This window comes from Pseudomonas sp. TNT2022 ID1044, assembly GCF_028656895.1.
Taxonomy (GTDB): domain Bacteria; phylum Pseudomonadota; class Gammaproteobacteria; order Pseudomonadales; family Pseudomonadaceae; genus Aquipseudomonas; species Aquipseudomonas reinekei.
Genome location: NZ_JAMDHB010000007.1, coordinates 230,904 through 251,156 on the forward strand (window position 1 = coordinate 230,904; position 20,253 = coordinate 251,156).

The window sequence follows — 20,253 nt, forward strand, 5'->3', positions numbered from 1 at the left end:
ACACCGAGGCGATTTTGTCGCGAGCAAGCTTGCTCCTACTTGCGAATCGAGAAATTCGCCATGTGTTCCAGGCCCTTGATCAGCGCCGAGTGGTCCCAGTTGCTGCCACCGATGGCCGCGCAGGTGCTGAACACTTGCTGGGCGTTGGCGGTGTTCGGCAGATTGATGTTCAGTTCCTTGGCACCTTGCAGGGCCAGGTTCAGGTCCTTCTGGTGCAGGCTGATGCGGAAGCCCGGATCGAAAGTGCCCTTGATCATGCGCTCGCCGTGCACTTCGAGGATCTTCGACGAAGCGAAACCGCCCATCAGCGCTTCACGCACCTTGGCCGGATCGGCACCGTTTTTCGCAGCGAACAACAGCGCTTCAGCCACGGCCTGGATGTTCAGCGCGACGATGATCTGGTTCGCCACTTTCGCGGTCTGACCGTCGCCGTTACCACCGACCAGGGTGATGTTCTTGCCCATCGCCTGGAACAGCGGCAGGGCGCGTTCGAAGGCATCGGCATCGCCGCCGACCATGATGCTCAAGGTCGCCGCCTTGGCGCCGACTTCACCGCCGGACACCGGCGCGTCGAGGTACTGGGCGCCTTTTTCGTTGATCCTGGCGGCGAAAGCCTTGGTGGCGGTCGGCGAGATCGAGCTCATGTCGATCACCACTTTGCCTTTGCCGATACCGGCGGCAATGCCGTCGGCGCGGAACAATACGTCATCGACCTGCGGGGTATCCGGCACCATGACGATGATGAATTCGGCTTCCTGGGCGACTTCTTTCGGGTTCGCCAGGGCAACGGCGCCAGCGGCGACCAGGTCAGCAGGCGCGGCGTCGTGATGCGCCGACAGGAACAGGCTGTGACCGGCTTTCTGCAGGTTCGCCGCCATTGGGTGGCCCATGATGCCGGTGCCGATAAATCCGATTTTAGCCATGAGAAAATCCTCTTGTTTTTGTGTAGCCAAATAATGTGTCTGGCACCTACTGTGGCGAGGGAGCTTGCTCCCGCTGGGGGGCGAAGCACCCCCAAACCGGCCACTGTGGTGTGTCAGGCAAAATCGGTTTGCAGGGTTTACGACTGCTTCGCAGCCGAGCGGGAGCAAGCTCCCTCGCCACAAGGGTTTTGCCGTGTGCTCAGATTGCGTTGTGGGTTTTCAGCCAGCCCAGGCCCGCTTCGGTGGTGGTCAGCGGCTTGTATTCGCAACCGACCCAACCCTGATAGCCGATGCGATCCAGGTGTTCGAACAGGAAGCGGTAATTGATTTCACCGGTGCCTGGTTCGTTCCGCCCCGGGTTGTCCGCGAGCTGTACATGGTTGATCTCGCCCAGGTGCGATTGCAGGGTGCGGGCCAGGTCGCCTTCCATGATTTGCATGTGATAGATGTCGTATTGCAGGAACAGGTTGGCGCTGCCGACCTGCTCGCGAATCGACAGGGCTTGCGCCGTGTTGTTCAGGTAGAAGCCTGGAATGTCACGGGTGTTGATCGCTTCCATCACCAGTTTGATACCTGCCGCTTGCAGCTTGTCGGCCGCGTACTTGAGGTTGGCGACGAAGGTTTTCTCGACGGTGGCGTCGTCAAAACCCTGTGGACGAATACCGGCCAGGCAGTTGACCTGGGTGTTGCCCAGCACTTGCGCGTAAGCGATGGCCAGATCGACACCGGCGCGGAATTCTTCAACGCGGTCCGGCAGGCACGCGATACCGCGTTCGCCCTTGGCCCAGTCACCGGCCGGCAGGTTGAACAGCACTTGGGTCAAGCCGTTGGCGTCGAGCTTGGCCTTGATTTCGGCGGAGCTGAAGTCGTATGGGAACAGGTATTCGACACCACTGAAACCGGCCTTGGCGGCCGCTTCGAAACGGGCAAGAAAGTCCTGTTCGGTGAACAGCATGGACAGGTTGGCTGCGAAACGCGGCATGGTGGTCTCCCAATTATGTGTGAGCTTCCCCTGTAGGAGCCGGCTTGCTGGCGATGGCGGTGAATCAATCGACATAGATGTGTCTGACACATCGCTATCGCCAGCAAGCCGGCTCCTGCAAGGGGAGCGATCAAGCAATTAATCCAGCAACGAAATCGCGGTCGGTGCGTCGTTGCCGACCAGCGCCAGGTCTTCGAATTCGTTGACGGCGTTGATCTCGGTGCCCATGGAAATGTTGGTCACCCGTTCCAGAATAATCTCAACGATGACGGGCACCTTGAACTCTTCGATCAGCTCCTGGGCCTTGCGCAGGGCAGGCTGGATCTGGGCCGGTTCGAACACCCGCAGTGCCTTGCAACCGAGGCCTTCGGCAACTGCGACGTGGTCGACACCGTAACCGTTGAGTTCCGGCGCGTTGAGGTTATCGAAGGACAGCTGCACGCAGTAGTCCATGTCGAAACCGCGCTGTGCCTGACGGATCAGACCCAGGTACGAGTTGTTCACCACCACATGAATGTACGGCAGCTTGAACTGCGCGCCCACCGCCAACTCTTCGATCATGAACTGGAAGTCATAGTCCCCCGACAGGGCTACCACTTTACGGTTCGGATCAGCCTTGACCACGCCCAGCGCTGCCGGAATGGTCCAGCCCAGAGGGCCTGCCTGACCGCAGTTGATCCAGTGACGCGGCTTGTAGACGTGCAGGAACTGCGCGCCGGCAATCTGCGACAGACCGATGGTGCTGACGTAGCAGGTGTCTTTGCCGAACACCTGGTTCATCTCTTCGTAAACGCGCTGCGGCTTGACCGGCACGTTGTCGAAGTGAGTCTTGCGCTGCAGGCTGGCTTTGCGCTGCTGGCAGTCTTGCAGCCAGGCGCTGCGGTTTTTCAGCTTGCCGGCGGCTTGCCATTCGCGAGCGACTTCGATGAACACGGTCAGCGCGGCAGCGGCGTCGGACACGATGCCCAGGTCCGGTGTGAACACGCGGCCGATCTGCGTGCCTTCGATGTCGACGTGAATGAACTTGCGGCCTTCGGTGTACACGTCGACCGAACCGGTGTGACGGTTGGCCCAACGGTTACCGATGCCCAGCACCACGTCGGATTTCAGCATCGTGGCGTTGCCATAACGATGCGAAGTTTGCAGGCCGACCATGCCCACCATCAGCGGGTGATCGTCCGGAATCGTGCCCCAGCCCATCAGGGTCGGGATAACCGGGATACCGGTCAGCTCGGCGAACTCGACCAGCAGGTCGCTGGCGTCGGCATTGATGATGCCGCCACCGGCCACCAGCAGTGGGCGTTCAGCCTGATCCAGCAAGGCCAGAGCCTTCTCGACTTGAACGCGGCTGGCGGTCGGCTTGGCCAGCGGCAGTGGCTGGTAAGCGTCGATGTCGAATTCGATTTCAGCCATCTGCACGTCGAACGGCAGGTCGATCAGTACCGGGCCTGGGCGGCCGGAGCGCATTTCATAGAAGGCTTTCTGGAATGCGTAAGGCACCTGGCCCGGTTCCAGAACGGTGGTTGCCCACTTGGTGACTGGCTTGACGATGCTGGTGATGTCGACAGCCTGGAAGTCTTCCTTGTGCATACGGGCGCGGGGTGCCTGGCCGGTGATGCAGAGGATTGGAATCGAGTCGGCCGAGGCGCTGTAGAGCCCGGTGACCATGTCGGTACCGGCAGGGCCGGAAGTGCCGATGCACACGCCGATGTTGCCGGCCTTGGTGCGGGTGTAGCCCTCGGCCATGTGCGAGGCGCCTTCAACGTGGCGAGCGAGGACGTGATCAATGCCGCCGACTTTTTGCAGGGCGTTGTACAGCGGGTTGATGGCTGCACCCGGGATGCCAAAAGCGGTATCAACCCCTTCACGGCGCATCACCAGAACGGCGGCTTCGATTGCTCTCATTTTGCTCATGGTTTTGTGCCTCTTTACGTTTTGTAATTGTATACAAGTGGCTTTGCGCAGAGTGTATTCACGGCGGACGGCGCAGGTCAATCCATTTTCTCAAGCGACCGTTTCATTCGTCGGAAGCCCAATCTACTGTGGCTTTTCGTCGCATGTGGCGTTTTTCGAAAATTATTGTATACAAAAAAATTATTCATTGTGTTCTATTTGTTGCATCGATCTGCGGCACAAACGCGCAGCTCCACGACTTTCCGAAAAACAAAATGAGGACGGCACCATGAGCGCTTTAACCTTGAAAGTCGCAGTCAATCTGGTCAACGAGGCCATCACCGCAGGGCGTGCAATCTCCGCAGCGCCCTTGACCATCGCCGTGCTGGATGCCGGCGGACACCTGATTACTCTGCAACGCGAAGACGGCGCCAGCCTGCTGCGTCCGCAGGTCGCCATCGGCAAAGCCTGGGGCGCCATCGCCCTGGGCAAGGGCTCACGGCTGCTGGCACTGGACGCCCAACAACGCCCGGCCTTCATCGCCGCATTGAATAGCCTGGGGCAGGGCAGCGTCGTGCCGGCACCGGGCGGCGTGTTGATCCGCGATCACGCGGGGAATGTGCTGGGGGCGGTGGGAATCAGCGGGGATCTGTCGGATGTTGATGAGCAGTGTGCGATCACCGCGATCGAGGCGTTGGGGTTGAGGGCGGATGCGGGGGTTGTGGCTTGATCTTCGGCGACTGAACTAACGTCATCGCTGGCAAGCCAGCTCCCACAAGGACTGGGGTGTTCATATATTTTGCGGACACCATCAGACCTGTGGGAGCTGGCTTGCCAGCGATTGTAATCTGCCCGACACATCCAGCTAAAAGTGTGTATTACCGTTCAGAGTTTCCAGGTCTAGCCTTTTCATGAGTTCATCATTGGAGAGGCAACGGAATGCCAAATTTCCCCGCATCAAACCGTCTGCGAACAGGGCGCTATGCCGAGCCCAGTCGAATCTATTTGCTGACAACCAACACGCTGGATCGTGAGCCGATTTTTTCCGACTTCGCTTTGGGCAGGTTCGTGGTTCATCAATTTCGCCGGGCACAGAATCTTGGATTGGCAAAATCACTGGCCTGGGTGGTCATGCCCGATCATTTTCATTGGCTGGTCGAACTGGAAAACTCCTCACTGCGCAGACTAATGCGCGAGACAAAGTCGCTTGTTACTCGAGAAGTGAATTTTTTCAGCAACAGGAACGGGCCGCTTTGGCAGCAAGGCTTTCACGACCGTGCGTTAAGGCGGGAAGATGATCTGGTGAAGATGGCGCGCTACGTAGTGGCCAACCCCTTGCGGGCTGGTCTGGTCGAGAAAATTGGTGATTACCCGCTGTGGGACGCCATCTGGGTTTGAGTCAAAATCGAGTCGCCTTCATCGCTGGCAAGCCAGCTCCCACATAGAAGTGTGTCGTTCACAAAATTGGGTTCAACACAAAAAGCTGTGGGAGCTGGCTTGCCAGCGATGGGGCCACCGCGGTCTATCAGTCCGGCTCGCAGCCTTTGAGCACCAACCGAATAATCGTCTGCGCCGCCGCTTCGTAATCCTCTTCATCCAGCTTGGCCTTGCCAGTGATGGCGGTGATTTGCCAGTCGAAGTCGGCGTAGGTCTGGGTCGCGGCCCAGATGCTGAACATCAGGTGATTGGGGTCGATCGGGGCGATTTGGCCGCGGTCGATCCAGCTCTGGATGCACTCGATGTTGTGCTTGGCCTGGCCGTTGAGTTGTTCGACCAGGTCGGCGCTCAGGTGCGGGGCGCCGTGCATGATTTCGCTGGCGAACACCTTGGAGGCAAACGGCAGGTCGCGGGAGATGCGGATTTTCGAGCGGATGTAGCCGCTCAGCACTTCGCTGGGTACACCGTCGGGGTTGAACGGCGTCGAGGCTTGCAGGATCGGTTCGATGATGCTTTCCAGGACCTCGCGGTAGAGGTTTTCCTTGGATTTGAAATAGTAGTAGACGTTGGGCTTGGGCAATCCCGCCTTGGCTGCGATATCGCTGGTTTTGGTCGCAGCGAAGCCCTTGTCGGCAAATTCTTCACTGGCGGCACGCAGGATCAGTTGTTTGTTGCGCTCGCGGATGGTGCTCATAAACCAAGGGGTTCCTTGCCTGTTCTGGCGGTTGCGCATGGTAGCACCGGCCTTCGGCAACGCTCAAGAATGCTCCATGCGGCGCTCGGCCACGCTATGCTGCACCGCATTCACTCAAGAAGGAAACCCGATTCATGGCAGGAAGCAGCTTGCTGTTGCTGATCGACGACATCGCCGCCGTGCTGGACGATGTGGCGTTGATGACCAAAATGGCCGCCAAGAAGACTGCTGGCGTGCTGGGCGATGATCTGGCGCTCAATGCCCAGCAGGTCAGCGGCGTGCGTGCCGATCGGGAAATTCCCGTGGTATGGGCGGTAGCCAAGGGCTCGTTCATCAACAAGCTGATTCTGGTGCCATCGGCGCTGGCCATCAGCGCGTTCATCCCGTGGCTGGTCACGCCGTTGTTGATGCTGGGTGGTGCTTACCTGTGTTTCGAAGGGTTCGAGAAGCTCGCCCACAAGTTCTTGCACAGCAAGGCGCAAGATCAGGCCGAGCATGCCGAACTGGTCGAGGCGGTAGCGGACCCGGCGGTGGACCTGGTGGCGTTCGAGAAAGACAAGATCAAGGGCGCCATCCGCACCGATTTCATTCTTTCGGCAGAAATCATCGCCATCACCCTGGGTGTCGTGGCCGATTTGGCGCTGACCCAGCAAGTCATCGTGCTTTCAGGTATCGCCATCGTCATGACCGTCGGCGTTTACGGGCTGGTGGCCGGCATCGTCAAACTGGATGACTTGGGTCTGTGGCTGACCCAGAAACCCGGGCAGATGGCCAAGAGCATCGGCAGCGGGATTTTGCGCGCGGCGCCGTACATGATGAAAAGCCTGTCGGTGATCGGCACGGCGGCGATGTTCCTGGTGGGCGGCGGCATCCTGACCCACGGCGTGCCGGTGGTGCATCACTGGATCGAAAGTGTCAGCGCAGGGGCAGGCGGCGCCGGGTTTGTTGTGCCGACGTTGCTCAATGGAGTGGCGGGGATTGTGGCGGGGGCGGTGGTGCTGACGGGGGTTATGGCCGTCAGCAAAATCTGGAAAGCCTTGAAAGGCTAAGAACCAGCAATAACCCATGTGGGAGCGAGCCTGCTCGCGATAGCGGTGTAACAGTCAACACAGGTGTTGAATGTTATGGCCTCATCGCCAGCGGGCTCGCTCCCACAGTTTTTTGCGTAGCCGAACTACTCGGCAATCTGCAACTTGCGCGCCTCGGTGTAAACGTACCGCACCTTCTCGTACTCGAACGGCGAGTTCATCTGACCGTAGCGGAAACTGGTCTGATAGCGCTTGTCGACACCGCGCAGAATCCAGACCTCTGGATGGTTGGAGCTGACTTCGGCAACGTTGAGGAAGTTGATTGCGTTCTCGGCGCTGTAGTCGACCAACAACCCGCCCGTGTCACGCAGGTTGGACGGGCCGAGAATTGGCAGCACGAAGTAGGCACCGCCCGGAACACCATAGAAACCAAGGGTCTGGCCGAAGTCTTCACTCTGGCGCGGCAGGCCCATGGCGGTAGCCGGGTCCCACAAGCCGGCGATGCCGATGGTGGTGTTCAGCAGTAACCTTGCTGTGGTTTCCATCGAACGCTGGCCCTTGAACTGCAACAGGCTGTTCAGCAGGTTCGGCACGTCACCCAGGTTGTTGAAAAAGTTACTGACGCCGGTGCGCAAGAAGCTCGGCGTGATGTAGCGATAGCCATCGACCACCGGCAGGAACACCCATTGGTCGAACCGGTAGTTGAAGTGATAAACGCGGCGGTTCCACTCTTCCAGCGGGTCGTAGACGTTCAGCGCGCTGAGCGTTGAGCGTTCGAACTCACGCTGATCCAGCCCCGGGTTGAATTTGAGCTTGCTCAATGGTTCCTTGAAGCCGTCATCATCGATGACGACCGGGGCGTTGGCTTTGCTGTTGTCGGCATTGGCAACGCCTGCACAGAGTAACGCAGCGATAAGCAGGAGGTATTTAGCCACGGAAGAACTCCAGCATGGCGTCGCTGTTGACGCGGTAGTTAATGTTGCCGCAATGGCCGCCCAACGGGTAAACGGTCAAGCGATCGCCGAAGGTCTGGCGCAGGAAACCGAGGTCACCCGGACCGAGGATCACGTCGTCAGCGTTGTGCATGACGGCAATTTTCGGGCTGTCGCGCAGATAATCCTTCAGCGCGTACAAACTCACCTGGTCGATCAGTTGCAGCAGGCTGCCGCCGTCGGTACGGGCACGCCACATCGGGATGACCTGATCGGTGATGTAGCAGTCGAAGTCGCATTGCAGCGCACGCTTGAAGTACGGCGAGAGACTGGTGCCTTCTGTAATCGGCGTTTTAGGCGGGGTGATCAAGCCGCGGCGGTTGATCAGGTCCGACGTGAAGGCGATATCGGCCGCGGAGAACCGGAACGAGGTGCCGATCAGCATCGCCATCTGCTCGTTGGTCAGGTGCTGCTTGGACTGCTGGAAGTCGTAGAGCAGCGCGTCGTTGAGGTCGATGTAGCCCTTCTGCTGGAAGTAACGGGTCAGCTTGTTCAGGACCAACTCATAGAACGTGGTGGTGTTGTTGATGCCCTTGACCTCCGTCTGGACCAACCGGTCAAGGTTGGTGATCGAGGTGTAAAGGTTGACCGGAGGGTTGAGCAGCAGGACTTTCTTGAAGTTGAAGCTGCGGCGGGTTTCGTCCAGGTGCGCAACGAACGCGGCATCCAGCGCACCCAGGCTATAGCCGGTCAGGTAGTAATCGGTGACTGGCAGCGTGGGGTTTTGCGCACGTACCGATTGCATCACCCGGTACATGTCTTCGGCGTCGTCCTTGGAGATGCCTGGTGTGGCAAAGCGCGAGGCGGAGCTCATGAAGTCGAAGCTGGTGGGCGACGACAATTGCACCACGTGGTAGCCGGCCTTGTAGTAGAGCTTTTTCAGGTATTCGTTCAGGCTGCTGTCATAGCGCGCGCCGGTGCCGGCGATCAGGAATATCAGCGGTGCGGCTTTATCTTGTGTGGCGATGCGATAGGTCAGTTTCTTCACGGCCCAGAAGTTGTCGGGCAGTTCGAATGCGCGCTCCGGGCGCAAGGTCAGGGTGCGGTCGGACTGATTGATGTCATCGTCCAGCGGCAGCTCAGGGCGCAAGTCCGGTGGTGTCGTGGCAATGGTTGCCTCGAACGGGTTGGTCAGGGGATAGCCATAACTGGCGGCGTCTATATCGACCGCCAGTGCGGACGCACTCAAGATAAGGCCGCCAAACAGGGCGGCGAAGCGCAAGGAACGGAGCATGACTAGATCCCTTAGAAAAGGTGCCGAATGAAATTCGAAGCTATGACCACTGGATTCGCGCCAAAGTGCCACGCATCGGCACCAAACAGGCCTAATTCGAAGTAATAGTAGCTGGACGATACACTTTGCAGCGATTGAATGACCAGTTAACAGTTGTTATCGCTTGCGTAAGGCTGTCGGGGGATTAAGCTGGCCGCCGTTTTTCGTTTATTGGAGTGCTTCATGTCCCGCCGTCTGCCTGTGGTTCTGCTGCTCGTTTTGCTGCCTCTATGGCTGGCCGCCAGTTATGGCGCGCGCTACGGCTTCATGGAGGATGCGCAGTGGGTCGGCATCTGCGTGGATGAAGCGAGCAGATGGGAATGCCAGGTTCGTTCGAACCTGGGGCTGATGATTCACTTCAAGATTCTGGGCTATGGCGCACTGGCCGCTGCCATCATCGGCTTTGTTGTACCGGGGCGGGCAGGGTGGTGGCTGGCGGTGCTGGCGCTGGCGTTGGGGTTTCCGGCACTGGCGTTGTACAACACGACACTGGCTGTTTTTGCGGTGGTGATTGCGGGGTTGCGGTTGGTCAGGGCGCCTCGTAGCGCCTGACAGTCAGCTTTCGCGAGCAGGCTCGCTCCCACCTTTGATCTACGTCGAACAGGAATGGCGTTCACTGAAGATCTACTGTGGGAGCGAGCCTGCTCGCGATGAGGTCATTGGCTTCGCTGAACGGTTAAGCCTTGCGAATTCGCAGGCAGCGCCACAACGCAACAACCATCAACACACTCACCAACGCCCAACCCCAGGCTTGCTGATTCTGCAACCCTTCCTGGAACAACTGCGGCGCAATGCCCGCTCCAATAATGAAGGTCAGCAGCGCAATTTCCCGGCGTGGCACGCTCACCGGGCGGCACAGATACACCAGGGCTGGCACGATGAAGGCGACGCTCGGGAAGCTGCGATAGCGCGGATCGAATACCAGTTCCAGCATGCTCACCGCAGCAGCAAACCCGATCACGGCCACCAGCCAGCCGGCTCGACGTTCCAGTGCGTTGAACGCCTGTGCTCGCCATCCCGTGCGAGGGCTCAAGGTCAGCGCGGCGTGCACCAGTACCAACAGGTTCAGCGCCGTCAGCAATGCCACCCACAACCATTCACTGGTGAAGCGCGTGGTGACGCGCGCAAGGTCGCCCCACACACCGAGAGAGCATGCAGCCACGGCGGCAAACAACGGTAGAACCAAGGCTGCGCGGGTGCTGCGAACGCGGCCGCCCAGCATAAGCGTACCGAGGAAGATCAAGCCACCGACCACCAGCCACTGCGACCAGTACGGCACGTTTGTCACCGGACCGGCCAGCACGCCCTTGTCCTGTCGATCGGCGTCGAACAATCCCCAGTAACCACCCACTGCACCTTCGCTGGCGCGTTTCCACGGCTGGTCGAAGGCTTCGATCAAGTTGTAGCGCCAGCCTTGCTGCTCGGCCATGGTGACGAAACCGCGAATGAATTTGGCTTCGTTAACCCGGCCAGGCAGTGCGGTTTCGCGCTGACGACCTTCGCTCGGCCAGCCTGTTTCGCCAATCATCACGTCTTTGGGCGCGAACTTGTTGCCGAACACCTGGCGCACTTCGGCAACGTGTTGCAGCGCGGCATCGATGTTCGACGGATCATCTTCCCAGTACGGCAACAAGTGGATGGTCAGGAAGTCCACAGCCGGGGCGATTTCCGGGTGCTTGAGCCAGAACTCCCAGACGTCTGCATAGGTGACAGGCTGCTTGACCTGACTTTTCACCTTGTTGATCAGTCGAGCCAATTGTGGCCCGGTGATCTCTTTGCGCAGCAGTGTTTCGTTGCCGACGATCACGGCGGTCACCACGTCGGCGTTGGCGTTGGCCGACGCAATCAACAGGTCGACTTCTTTTTCGGTGTCCACCGGGTTGCTGTTGACCCAGGCACCGATCATCAGCCTCAAGCCATGTTTGCGCGCCAGGTCGGGCAGGGCTTCAAGGCCGGTCATGGAGTAGGTGCGGATGCATTCGAAGCTTTTGGACAGCAGCGCGAGGTCCGCGTCCATGCGCTCGGGGCGCAGGTTGAATGGCACGTCGAACGGCGATTGGTCTTTATCGAATGGGGTGTAGGAGGCGCATTGCAGCTTGTGCGTCGCACTGGCGACGTCCGGCAGGATCACCGGTTTACCGATGCCGTACCAAAAGCCACACAGGGCAAAAAGCCCCAGCAGGCAGGCGAATAGATAAGCAAAAAAAGGAAAGCGTGATGTCGCGGGCATGATCAGGCCGTCTGGGAGCAAAGCGGCGCATGTTACCTGCATTTGTTCCGTGCCTGGTGGCTCGCATAATGTTGACATGCAAAGTTCGGGCGGATTGTCCGGTGCGTTTGTCGCCCTCCGGGTTAATGGCGTTCTGATGTCGTTTCTCGATGCCTTGAGGTCGCTGGCAGAGCAGGTCGCTGATAGCGTCAGGTTGATTATCGAAGGCGTCAGTACCCTCGTTGATATCGCGCTGATGATCGATCGGGTTTGCAGTGAGGCGTGATGGGGGCGCTGTGCACCATAACAATACGTTGACGCGACTCGGCATCCGTCGAGCGCAGCACTTTCGGGGAAGTAACGATGAAGATGCGACGACTTTTAGGCGCAGGTGCCGCACTGGTACTCGCGATTGGCTCAACATTCGCCAATGCCGAGAGCAAGACCCTGAGCATCGGTTACGTTGACGGCTGGTCCGACAGCGTCGCGACGACTCACGTCGCGGCTGAAGTAATCAAGCAGAAACTCGGGTACGACGTGAAGCTGCAAGCCATCGCCACCGGGATCATGTGGCAGGGCGTGGCCACCGGCAAACTCGACGCCATGTTGTCGGCCTGGCTGCCAGTGACCCACGGTGATTACTGGGCCAAGAACAAGGATCAGGTTGTCGACTACGGTCCGAACTTCAAAGACGCAAAAATCGGTTTGATCGTGCCGGATTACGTCAAGGCCAAATCGCTTGAAGACCTGAAGACCGATGACAGCTTCAAAAAACGCATCGTCGGTATCGACGCCGGTTCAGGCGTGATGCTCAAGACCGAGCAGGCCATCAAGGATTACGATCTGACCGGTTACCAGCTCAAGGCCAGTTCCGGCGCCGGCATGATTGCCGAGTTGACCCGTGCCGAGAAAAAGAACGAATCCATCGCCGTGACCGGTTGGGTGCCGCACTGGATGTTCGCCAAGTGGAAGTTGCGTTTCCTCGAAGACCCGAAAGGCGTGTATGGCGCGGCTGAGACTGTAAACAGCATCGGCAGCAAAGAACTGGCAACCAAGGCACCGGAAGTGGCCAAGTTCCTGAAGAACTTCCAGTGGGCATCGAAAGACGAAATCGGCGAAGTCATGCTGGCAATCCAGGAAGGCGCCAAGCCTGACGCAGCAGCGAAAGATTGGGTCGCCAAGCACCCGGACCGCGTGGCGGACTGGATCAAGTAATTACATAGAGCACGCTTGACCCTGTGGGAGCGAGCCTGCTCGCGAAGCGGTCTGTCAGTTGACCAAGATGTCGACTGACCTGACGCCTTCGCGAGCAGGCTCGCTCCCGCATTTATTTATTCTTGCTGGATTTTGGCAACTACGTCATGTCGTTCTAATACTAAGGTCGTCTGGAACCTGCCCCGCAGCCGCATAGAGTGGATACCGTTCCAACTAAATCTGTGCTGCGAGGATAAAAACAATGAACGACAGCATTTACCTCTCGATTCAAAACAGCCCGCGCTTCAAGGAGCTGGTTAGCAAGAGGGAACGATTCGCCTGGATTCTATCGGCGATCATGCTAGGGCTTTACTCCGGATTCATCCTTTTGATTGCTTACGGGCCGCATGTACTGGGGGCGAAAATCAGTCCTGAGTCATCGATTACCTGGGGCATACCGATCGGTGTCGGGCTGATTATTTCGGCTTTCATACTGACCGGCATCTACGTGCGACGCGCCAACGGCGAATTCGACGACCTGAACAATGCGATTCTCAAGGAGGCTCAGCAATGATCCGGCGTCTAATGGCTCTTTTGAGCATCGCAGCTTTCGCACCTGGCGCCTGGGCGGCTGACGCCCTGACCGGTGCCGTACAAAAGCAACCGCTGAACGTCGCCGCGATCCTCATGTTCGTGGCGTTTGTCGGCGCAACGTTGTACATCACTTACTGGGCGTCCAAGAAAAACAACTCGGCCTCCGACTATTACGCGGCGGGTGGCAAGATCACCGGTTTCCAGAATGGTCTGGCGATTGCCGGTGACTACATGTCCGCGGCGTCCTTCCTGGGTATTTCCGCGCTGGTGTTCACCTCCGGCTACGATGGCCTGATCTACTCGATCGGCTTCCTGGTGGGCTGGCCGATCATTCTGTTCCTGATCGCCGAGCGTCTGCGTAACCTGGGTAAATACACCTTCGCCGACGTGGCGTCCTATCGCCTCGGGCAAACCCAGATTCGCTCGCTGTCCGCTTGCGGTTCGCTGGTGGTGGTGGCGTTTTACCTGATCGCGCAAATGGTCGGTGCCGGCAAGCTGATCCAGCTGCTGTTCGGTCTCGATTACCACGTCGCGGTGATCCTGGTCGGTATCCTGATGTGCGCCTACGTGTTGTTCGGCGGCATGCTGGCAACCACCTGGGTGCAGATCATCAAGGCTGTCCTGCTGCTATCCGGCGCTTCCTTCATGGCGCTGATGGTGATGAAACACGTGAACTTCGACTTCAACATGCTGTTCTCCGAGGCGATCAAGGTTCACCCGAAAGGTGAGGCGATCATGAGCCCGGGCGGTCTGGTGAAAGATCCGATTTCGGCGTTCTCGCTTGGCCTGGCACTGATGTTCGGTACCGCTGGCCTGCCGCACATCCTGATGCGCTTCTTCACCGTGAGTGACGCAAAAGAAGCTCGCAAGAGCGTGCTGTACGCAACCGGTTTCATTGGCTACTTCTACATCCTGACCTTCATCATCGGCTTCGGCGCGATCTTGCTGGTCAGCACCAACCCGGCCTTCAAAGATGCGGCTGGCGCACTGTTGGGCGGTAACAACATGGCGGCGGTGCACCTGGCCAACGCGGTCGGTGGCAGTATCTTCCTGGGCTTCATCTCGGCGGTGGCGTTCGCGACCATCCTGGCAGTGGTTGCCGGTCTGACCCTGGCCGGAGCTTCGGCGGTGTCTCACGACCTGTACGCCAGCGTGATCAAGAAAGGCAAAGCCAACGAAAAGGATGAAATCCGCGTTTCGAAAATCACCACCATCGCTCTGGCGGTGCTGGCGATCGGCCTGGGTATTCTGTTCGAAAGCCAGAACATTGCGTTCATGGTGGGCCTGGCGTTCTCCATCGCGGCGAGTTGCAACTTCCCGGTTCTGCTGCTTTCCATGTACTGGAAAAAGCTGACCACCCGCGGTGCGATGATCGGCGGCTGGTTGGGTCTGGTGAGTGCTGTTGGCTTGATGATCCTCGGGCCAACCATCTGGGTGCAGATCCTGCATCACGAGAAGGCTATCTTCCCGTATGAGTACCCGGCGCTGTTCTCGATGATCATTGCTTTTGTCGGGATCTGGTTCTTCTCGATTACCGACAAGTCGACTGCGGCTGATAACGAGCGCGCGCTGTTCTTCCCGCAGTTTGTTCGTTCGCAGACTGGGTTGGGGGCGAGTGGGGCTGTTTCGCACTAAGGCTTGATGCTTTTATATAAGTAACGCAGTTGTACGAGATGCCCCGGTCGAAAGATCGGGGCATTTTTTATTGGGCGGTTATCGATCTGGATTTGATGGGGGCTGGCTCTACTATAGGCGCGAGCCTGACAGCCGCCCAGTCACTACCAGATGTACCCGCCCCCTGTGGGAGTCAGCCTGCTGGCGATGACGATCTGACAGTCGAGCTGATTCCGCGGTTGCATCAGATCAAAAGATCGCAGCCTCGTTGCACTCGACAGCTCATACAGGGAAAGGCATTCGAACTAACGACCAGCCCGGTAGGGCTCCTCGCATTGACTGAGTAAGCCGGCACAAACAAAAACGGCCCCTATATAAATAGAGGCCGTTCCCGGTGCAACTCAACACGCTACAGCAAGACTGATCTTACTTGCGGTCTTCCAGCTTGGTGATGTCACGCGACTCGTAGCCGGTGTACAGCTGGCGCGGACGGCCAATCTTGTACGGGCTGGAGAGCATTTCTTTCCAGTGGGAGATCCAGCCGACGGTCCGCGCCAGGGCGAAGATCACGGTGAACATGCTGGTTGGAATGCCGATCGCCTTGAGGATGATCCCCGAGTAGAAGTCGACGTTCGGGTACAGCGAGCGTTCGATGAAGTACGGGTCGGTCAGGGCGATCTCTTCCAGGCGCATGGCCAGTTCGAGTTGCGGATCGTTCTGGATACCCAGTTCCTTCAACACTTCGTCGCAGGTCTGCTTCATCACGGTGGCGCGTGGGTCGCGGTTTTTGTAAACGCGGTGACCAAAGCCCATCAATTTGAACGGGTCGTTCTTGTCCTTGGCCTTGGCGATGTACTTGTCGATGTTCGAGACATCGCCAATTTCATCGAGCATGGTCAGAACGGCTTCGTTGGCGCCGCCGTGGGCAGGGCCCCACAGTGCGGCGATACCGGCGGCGATACAGGCGAACGGGTTGGCACCCGAAGAACCTGCCAGGCGTACGGTGGAAGTCGATGCGTTCTGCTCGTGGTCGGCGTGGAGGATGAAGATCCGGTCCATGGCCTTGGCGAGTACCGGGCTGATCGGTTTGATCTCGCACGGGGTGTTGAACATCATGTGCAGGAAGTTTTCCGCGTACGTCAGGTCGTTGCGCGGGTACATCATGGGTTGGCCCATGGAGTACTTGTAAACCATCGCTGCCAGGGTCGGCATCTTGGCAACCAGACGGATCGCGGAGATTTCGCGATGCTGCGGGTTATTGATGTCCAGGGAGTCGTGATAGAACGCCGAGAGGGCGCCGACTACGCCGCACATCACAGCCATCGGGTGAGCGTCGCGACGGAAGCCGTTGAAGAAGGTCTTCAGCTGCTCGTGAACCATGGTGTGGTTCTTCACGGTGCTGACGAACTGGGCCTTCTGTTCTGCAGTCGGCAGTTCGCCATTGAGCAGCAGATAGCAGGTTTCCAGGTAGTCCGACTTTTCAGCCAGCTGTTCGATCGGGTAGCCGCGGTGCAGCAGGATGCCGTTATCGCCGTCGATATAGGTGATCTTCGACTCGCAAGAGGCGGTCGACATGAAACCAGGGTCAAAGGTGAAACGGCCCGTGGCCGTCAGGCCCCGAACATCGATAACATCGGGACCAACGGTGCCGGTTAAAATGGGCAGCTCGACGGGGGCTGCGCCCTCGATGATCAACTGCGCTTTTTTGTCAGCCATGTGGCCTCCTATTTATGCTTGAAATCATCAGACAGACCCCCCACGCAGGGCCCGCACCACTATAGTGAGATAAATTCGAATGTCAATTTGCCTAAAGTCTTGCTCCAGAAGGCTTTAACCGTACTTTTTTCTCGAAATTGCCTGCCATTTACGCCTTTTATGTCCGTTGCGCAATCCGCTGTTTGGGTTAGGTCTTTGCGTTGTCATTAGTAGCCTAACTGTCTATACTCGGCCACCGACCGCCAAGGGCTTTTGGGCCTGCTTTATTGGGGGTCGCATCCCTGGGTGGTGGTTACCTGACCAGTGCACTCCCCAACAACTTTGCCCTGATTGTTAGGGGCTCTTCAGTGTGAAAAAAAAGCCGTGAAAAGCCAACGACCTGTAAACCTAGACCTAAGGACCATCAAACTCCCCATCACCGGCGTTACGTCGTTTCTTCACCGTGTTTCCGGCATCATCCTCTTCCTGGGCCTTGGCTTCATGCTTTATGCATTGGGCAAGTCTTTGGGTTCCGAGGAAGGTTTTGCCGACGTGAAGGCATGCTTGACCAGCCCGCTGGCCAAGTTCGTAGCATGGGGCCTCCTGTCCGCTCTGCTGTATCACCTGGTAGCCGGTGTGCGCCACTTGATCATGGATATGGGCATCGGTGAGACGCTGGAAGGCGGCACGCTGGGCTCGAAAATTATCATCGCCGTTTCCGTGGTGTTGATCGTTCTGGCAGGAGTTTGGATATGGTAACCAGCGTTACGAACCTTTCGCGTTCCGGTCTTTATGACTGGATGGCGCAACGTGTGTCTGCGGTCGTTCTCGCGGCTTATTTCATCTTCCTGATCGGATACCTCGCTGCGAACCCGGGCATTGGCTATGACCAATGGCACGGCCTGTTCGCCCACAACGGGATGCGTATCTTCAGTCTGCTGGCCCTTGTGGCCCTGGGCGCTCACGCCTGGGTCGGCATGTGGACCATCGCGACCGACTACCTGACGCCAATGGCGCTGGGCAAGTCCGCGACTGCAGTACGTTTCCTTTTCCAGGCAGTATGCGGCGTTGCGATGTTCGCTTACTTCGTCTGGGGTGTGCAGATTCTCTGGGGTATCTGATTCATGGCTAACATTCCAACGATTTCTTTCGACGCCATCATTATTGGTGGTGGCGGTGCCGGCATGCGCGCTGCGCTGCAACTGGCGCAGGGCGGTCACAAGACTGCCGTGATCACCAAGGTTTTCCCGACCCGTTCGCACACTGTATCCGCCCAGGGCGGCATCACCTGCGCCATCGCGTCGGCTGATCCGAACGATGACTGGCGCTGGCACATGTACGATACCGTCAAGGGTTCCGACTACATCGGTGACCAGGACGCTATCGAATACATGTGTCAGGAAGGCCCGGCCGCAGTTTTCGAACTGGACCACATGGGTCTGCCGTTCTCCCGTACCGAGCAAGGTCGTATCTACCAGCGTCCGTTCGGTGGTCAGTCCAAGGACTACGGTAAAGGCGGCCAGGCTGCGCGTACTTGCGCGGCATCCGACCGTACCGGTCACGCCCTGCTGCACACCCTTTATCAAGGCAACCTGAAAGCCGGTACCACGTTCCTGAACGAGTACTACGCGGTTGACCTGGTGAAAAACGCTCAAGACGAATTCGTCGGCGTTATCGCCATCTGCATCGAAACCGGTGAAACCACCTACATCCGCGCCAAGGCTACCGTTCTGGCCACCGGCGGTGCAGGTCGTATCTACGCGTCCACCACCAACGCCCTGATCAACACCGGTGACGGCGTCGGCATGGCTCTGCGTGCTGGCGTTCCGGTACAAGACATCGAAATGTGGCAGTTCCACCCGACCGGCATCGCCGGCGCCGGTGTACTGGTTACAGAAGGTTGCCGTGGTGAGGGTGGTTACCTGATCAACAAGCACGGCGAGCGTTTCATGGAGCGTTATGCTCCGAACGCCAAAGACCTTGCCGGTCGTGACGTCGTTGCCCGTTCGATGGTTAAAGAAATCATCGCCGGTAACGGTTGCGGTCCGAATGGCGACCACGTAATGCTCAAACTCGACCACTTGGGCGAGGAAGTGCTGCACAGCCGTCTGCCAGGCATCTGCGAACTGTCGAAGACATTCGCGCACGTTGACCCGGTGGTTGCTCCGGTTCCGGTAGTTCCGACTTGCCACTATATGATGGGCGGCGTTGCCACCAACATTCATGGTCAGGCGATCACTCAGGACGCTGACGGCGTTGATTCCATCATCCCTGGCTTGTTCGCAGTGGGTGAAGTGGCTTGCGTATCGGTTCACGGTGCCAACCGTCTGGGCGGCAACTCGCTGCTCGACCTGGTGGTCTTCGGCCGCGCTGCCGGCCTGCACCTGGAAAAAGCACTGACCGACGGCATCGAATACGACGAAGCCACCGACGCCAACATCGAAGCCGCCCTGGCGCGTCTGTCCGCTCTGAACGAGCGTACCGAAGGCGAAGACGTGGCGACCCTGCGTCGCGAACTGCAAAACTGCATGCAGAACTACTTCGGTGTATTCCGTACCGGCGAATACATGCAGAAGGGTATTGCCCAGTTGGCTGACCTGCGCAAGCGCATCGCCAACGTCAAGATCAACGATAAGTCGCAGGCGTTCAACACCGCGCGTATCGAAGCTCTGGAACTGCAGAACCTGCTGGAAGTGGCTGAAGCTACCGCCATTGCTGCCGAAGTGCGTAAAGAGTCCCGCGGCGCTCACGCCCGTGAAGACTTCGAAGATCGCGACGACGAAAACTGGCTGTGCCACACCCTGTACTTCCCGGGTGACAAGCGCGTGACCAAGCGTGCTGTGAACTTCTCGCCGAAGACTGTTCCGACTTTTGAACCTAAGATTCGGACTTATTAAGGGTGGCCGCCATGTTGCAAGTCAGCGTTTATCGTTACAACCCTGATCAGGACGCCGCGCCGTTCATGCAGGAATTCCAGGTTGATACCGGTGGTAAAGACCTGATGGTGCTTGACGTACTGGCCCTGATCAAAGAGCAGGACGAAGGTTTCTCCTATCGTCGCTCTTGCCGTGAAGGCGTTTGCGGTTCCGATGGCATGAACATCAACGGCAAGAACGGCCTGGCCTGCGTCACGCCGCTGTCTGCGGTTGTAAAAGGTAACAAGTTGATCGTTCGTCCTCTGCCAGGTTTGCCGGTTATCCGTGACCTGGTCGTCGATATGAGCATCTTCTACAAGCAATACGAGAAGGTTAAGCCATTCCTGCAGAACGACACGCCGGCTCCGGCCATCGAGCGTCTGCAGTCCCCTGAAGAGCGCGAAAAGCTCGACGGTCTGTACGAGTGCATCCTGTGCGCTTGCTGCTCGACCTCTTGCCCGTCCTTCTGGTGGAACCCGGACAAGTTCCTGGGTCCAGCTGCTTTGCTGCAAGCGTACCGCTTCCTGGCAGACAGCCGCGATACCAAGACGACCGAGCGCCTGGCTGCGCTGGATGACCCGTTCAGCGTATTCCGCTGCCGGAGCATCATGAACTGCGTCAACGTATGTCCGAAAGGCCTGAACCCGACCAGGGCCATCGGTCACATCCGTAACATGCTGCTGCAAAGCGGCGTGTGATTCAGCTGCTGCAAATGTAGTACCCGCTGTACCTGTGGATGCTACGGCGCAGGCTTCAACCGGCGCCGTAGTTTTAACCTGAGCAGCAGCTTATAAGGCTGCGGCTCTTATT

The 20,253-nt window shown here is 58.3% G+C and carries 20 protein-coding genes; 12 read left to right on the forward strand and 8 right to left on the reverse strand.

The window, feature by feature from the left end; all coding sequences use genetic code 11:
- Positions 1 to 35 precede the first annotated feature (35 nt).
- The 3 genes from M5G20_RS11455 to gcl form a co-directional block, all read right to left on the reverse strand.
- A complete protein-coding gene (locus M5G20_RS11455; protein WP_273919214.1) occupies positions 36 to 923 on the reverse strand; it encodes a 2-hydroxy-3-oxopropionate reductase in 888 nt (295 codons plus the stop codon).
- A gap of 199 nt (positions 924 to 1,122) precedes the next feature.
- Positions 1,123 to 1,905: a hydroxypyruvate isomerase gene (gene hyi / locus M5G20_RS11460; protein WP_007971414.1), complete on the reverse strand. Its 783-nt coding sequence runs from the start codon at positions 1,903 to 1,905 to the stop codon at positions 1,123 to 1,125.
- A 138-nt stretch (positions 1,906 to 2,043) separates the two neighbouring features.
- Complete coding sequence (gcl, locus tag M5G20_RS11465) at positions 2,044 to 3,819, reverse strand: glyoxylate carboligase (protein WP_150734850.1); 1,776 nt, start codon at positions 3,817 to 3,819, stop codon at positions 2,044 to 2,046.
- A gap of 268 nt (positions 3,820 to 4,087) precedes the next feature.
- On the opposite strand from gcl, the gene M5G20_RS11470 reads away from it, so the two are divergent.
- Positions 4,088 to 4,528: a GlcG/HbpS family heme-binding protein gene (locus M5G20_RS11470; RefSeq protein WP_075948483.1), complete on the forward strand. Its 441-nt coding sequence runs from the start codon at positions 4,088 to 4,090 to the stop codon at positions 4,526 to 4,528.
- A 209-nt stretch (positions 4,529 to 4,737) separates the two neighbouring features.
- Positions 4,738 to 5,196, forward strand: coding sequence for an REP-associated tyrosine transposase (locus M5G20_RS11475; RefSeq protein WP_273919215.1), 459 nt, complete (start codon positions 4,738 to 4,740; stop codon positions 5,194 to 5,196).
- Between the two features lie 127 nt (positions 5,197 to 5,323).
- Here M5G20_RS11475 and M5G20_RS11480 read toward each other — a convergent pair whose 3' ends face one another.
- Entirely contained in the window at positions 5,324 to 5,929 is a 606-nt protein-coding gene (locus M5G20_RS11480; protein WP_150734848.1) for a TetR/AcrR family transcriptional regulator, read from the reverse strand.
- A 134-nt stretch (positions 5,930 to 6,063) separates the two neighbouring features.
- Here M5G20_RS11480 and M5G20_RS11485 point away from each other — a divergent pair, with 134 nt between their 5' ends.
- Complete coding sequence (locus M5G20_RS11485; RefSeq protein ID WP_273919216.1) at positions 6,064 to 6,978, forward strand: DUF808 domain-containing protein; 915 nt, start codon at positions 6,064 to 6,066, stop codon at positions 6,976 to 6,978.
- Between the two features lie 125 nt (positions 6,979 to 7,103).
- On the opposite strand, the gene M5G20_RS11490 is transcribed toward M5G20_RS11485, so the two are convergent.
- The gene (locus M5G20_RS11490; protein WP_273919217.1) at positions 7,104 to 7,892 is read right to left on the reverse strand and encodes an MlaA family lipoprotein; all 789 of its coding nucleotides are present in this window, start codon (positions 7,890 to 7,892) and stop codon (positions 7,104 to 7,106) included.
- Positions 7,885 to 9,183 (reverse strand): serine/threonine protein kinase, encoded by a 1,299-nt coding sequence (locus M5G20_RS11495; protein ID WP_273919218.1) that lies wholly within the window; start codon positions 9,181 to 9,183, stop codon positions 7,885 to 7,887. Before M5G20_RS11495 ends, M5G20_RS11490 begins: the two co-directional genes overlap by 8 nt.
- Before the next feature lie 222 nt (positions 9,184 to 9,405).
- Between M5G20_RS11495 and M5G20_RS11500 the strand changes: the two genes are divergently transcribed.
- Positions 9,406 to 9,774 (forward strand): hypothetical protein, encoded by a 369-nt coding sequence (locus M5G20_RS11500; RefSeq protein ID WP_273919219.1) that lies wholly within the window; start codon positions 9,406 to 9,408, stop codon positions 9,772 to 9,774.
- Positions 9,775 to 9,898: 124 nt separating this feature from the next.
- On the opposite strand, the gene M5G20_RS11505 is transcribed toward M5G20_RS11500, so the two are convergent.
- Positions 9,899 to 11,494: a glycoside hydrolase family 17 protein gene (locus tag M5G20_RS11505; protein WP_273919220.1), complete on the reverse strand. Its 1,596-nt coding sequence runs from the start codon at positions 11,492 to 11,494 to the stop codon at positions 9,899 to 9,901.
- A 94-nt stretch (positions 11,495 to 11,588) separates the two neighbouring features.
- Between M5G20_RS11505 and M5G20_RS11510 the strand changes: the two genes are divergently transcribed.
- The 4 genes from M5G20_RS11510 to M5G20_RS11525 all read left to right on the forward strand — a co-directional run bounded on the left by M5G20_RS11510 (position 11,589) and on the right by M5G20_RS11525 (position 14,854).
- Positions 11,589 to 11,717, forward strand: a complete 129-nt coding sequence (locus M5G20_RS11510) for a hypothetical protein (RefSeq protein WP_273919221.1) — start codon at positions 11,589 to 11,591, stop codon at positions 11,715 to 11,717.
- Positions 11,718 to 11,794: 77 nt separating this feature from the next.
- The gene (locus M5G20_RS11515) at positions 11,795 to 12,646 is read left to right on the forward strand and encodes a glycine betaine ABC transporter substrate-binding protein (protein ID WP_273919222.1); all 852 of its coding nucleotides are present in this window, start codon (positions 11,795 to 11,797) and stop codon (positions 12,644 to 12,646) included.
- A 241-nt stretch (positions 12,647 to 12,887) separates the two neighbouring features.
- On the forward strand, positions 12,888 to 13,199 hold the full coding sequence (locus M5G20_RS11520; protein WP_056852967.1) for a DUF485 domain-containing protein: 312 nt from the start codon (positions 12,888 to 12,890) through the stop codon (positions 13,197 to 13,199).
- Entirely contained in the window at positions 13,196 to 14,854 is a 1,659-nt protein-coding gene (locus tag M5G20_RS11525; protein ID WP_075948474.1) for a cation acetate symporter, read from the forward strand. The genes M5G20_RS11520 and M5G20_RS11525 overlap by 4 nt, the downstream gene beginning before the upstream one ends.
- Before the next feature lie 405 nt (positions 14,855 to 15,259).
- Here M5G20_RS11525 and gltA read toward each other — a convergent pair whose 3' ends face one another.
- A complete protein-coding gene (gltA, locus tag M5G20_RS11530) occupies positions 15,260 to 16,549 on the reverse strand; it encodes a citrate synthase (RefSeq protein ID WP_075948473.1) in 1,290 nt (429 codons plus the stop codon).
- A gap of 363 nt (positions 16,550 to 16,912) precedes the next feature.
- Here gltA and sdhC point away from each other — a divergent pair, with 363 nt between their 5' ends.
- The 4 genes from sdhC to M5G20_RS11550 are packed head-to-tail and all read left to right on the forward strand — an operon-like array spanning position 16,913 to position 20,141.
- A complete protein-coding gene (sdhC, locus tag M5G20_RS11535; protein WP_273919223.1) occupies positions 16,913 to 17,287 on the forward strand; it encodes a succinate dehydrogenase, cytochrome b556 subunit in 375 nt (124 codons plus the stop codon).
- Positions 17,281 to 17,649, forward strand: a complete 369-nt coding sequence (gene sdhD, locus M5G20_RS11540) for a succinate dehydrogenase, hydrophobic membrane anchor protein (RefSeq protein ID WP_007977503.1) — start codon at positions 17,281 to 17,283, stop codon at positions 17,647 to 17,649. Before sdhC ends, sdhD begins: the two co-directional genes overlap by 7 nt.
- A 3-nt stretch (positions 17,650 to 17,652) precedes the next feature.
- Positions 17,653 to 19,425 (forward strand): succinate dehydrogenase flavoprotein subunit, encoded by a 1,773-nt coding sequence (gene sdhA / locus M5G20_RS11545; RefSeq protein ID WP_273919224.1) that lies wholly within the window; start codon positions 17,653 to 17,655, stop codon positions 19,423 to 19,425.
- Positions 19,426 to 19,436: 11 nt separating this feature from the next.
- A complete protein-coding gene (locus M5G20_RS11550) occupies positions 19,437 to 20,141 on the forward strand; it encodes a succinate dehydrogenase iron-sulfur subunit (protein ID WP_273919225.1) in 705 nt (234 codons plus the stop codon).
- Positions 20,142 to 20,253 lie beyond the last annotated feature (112 nt).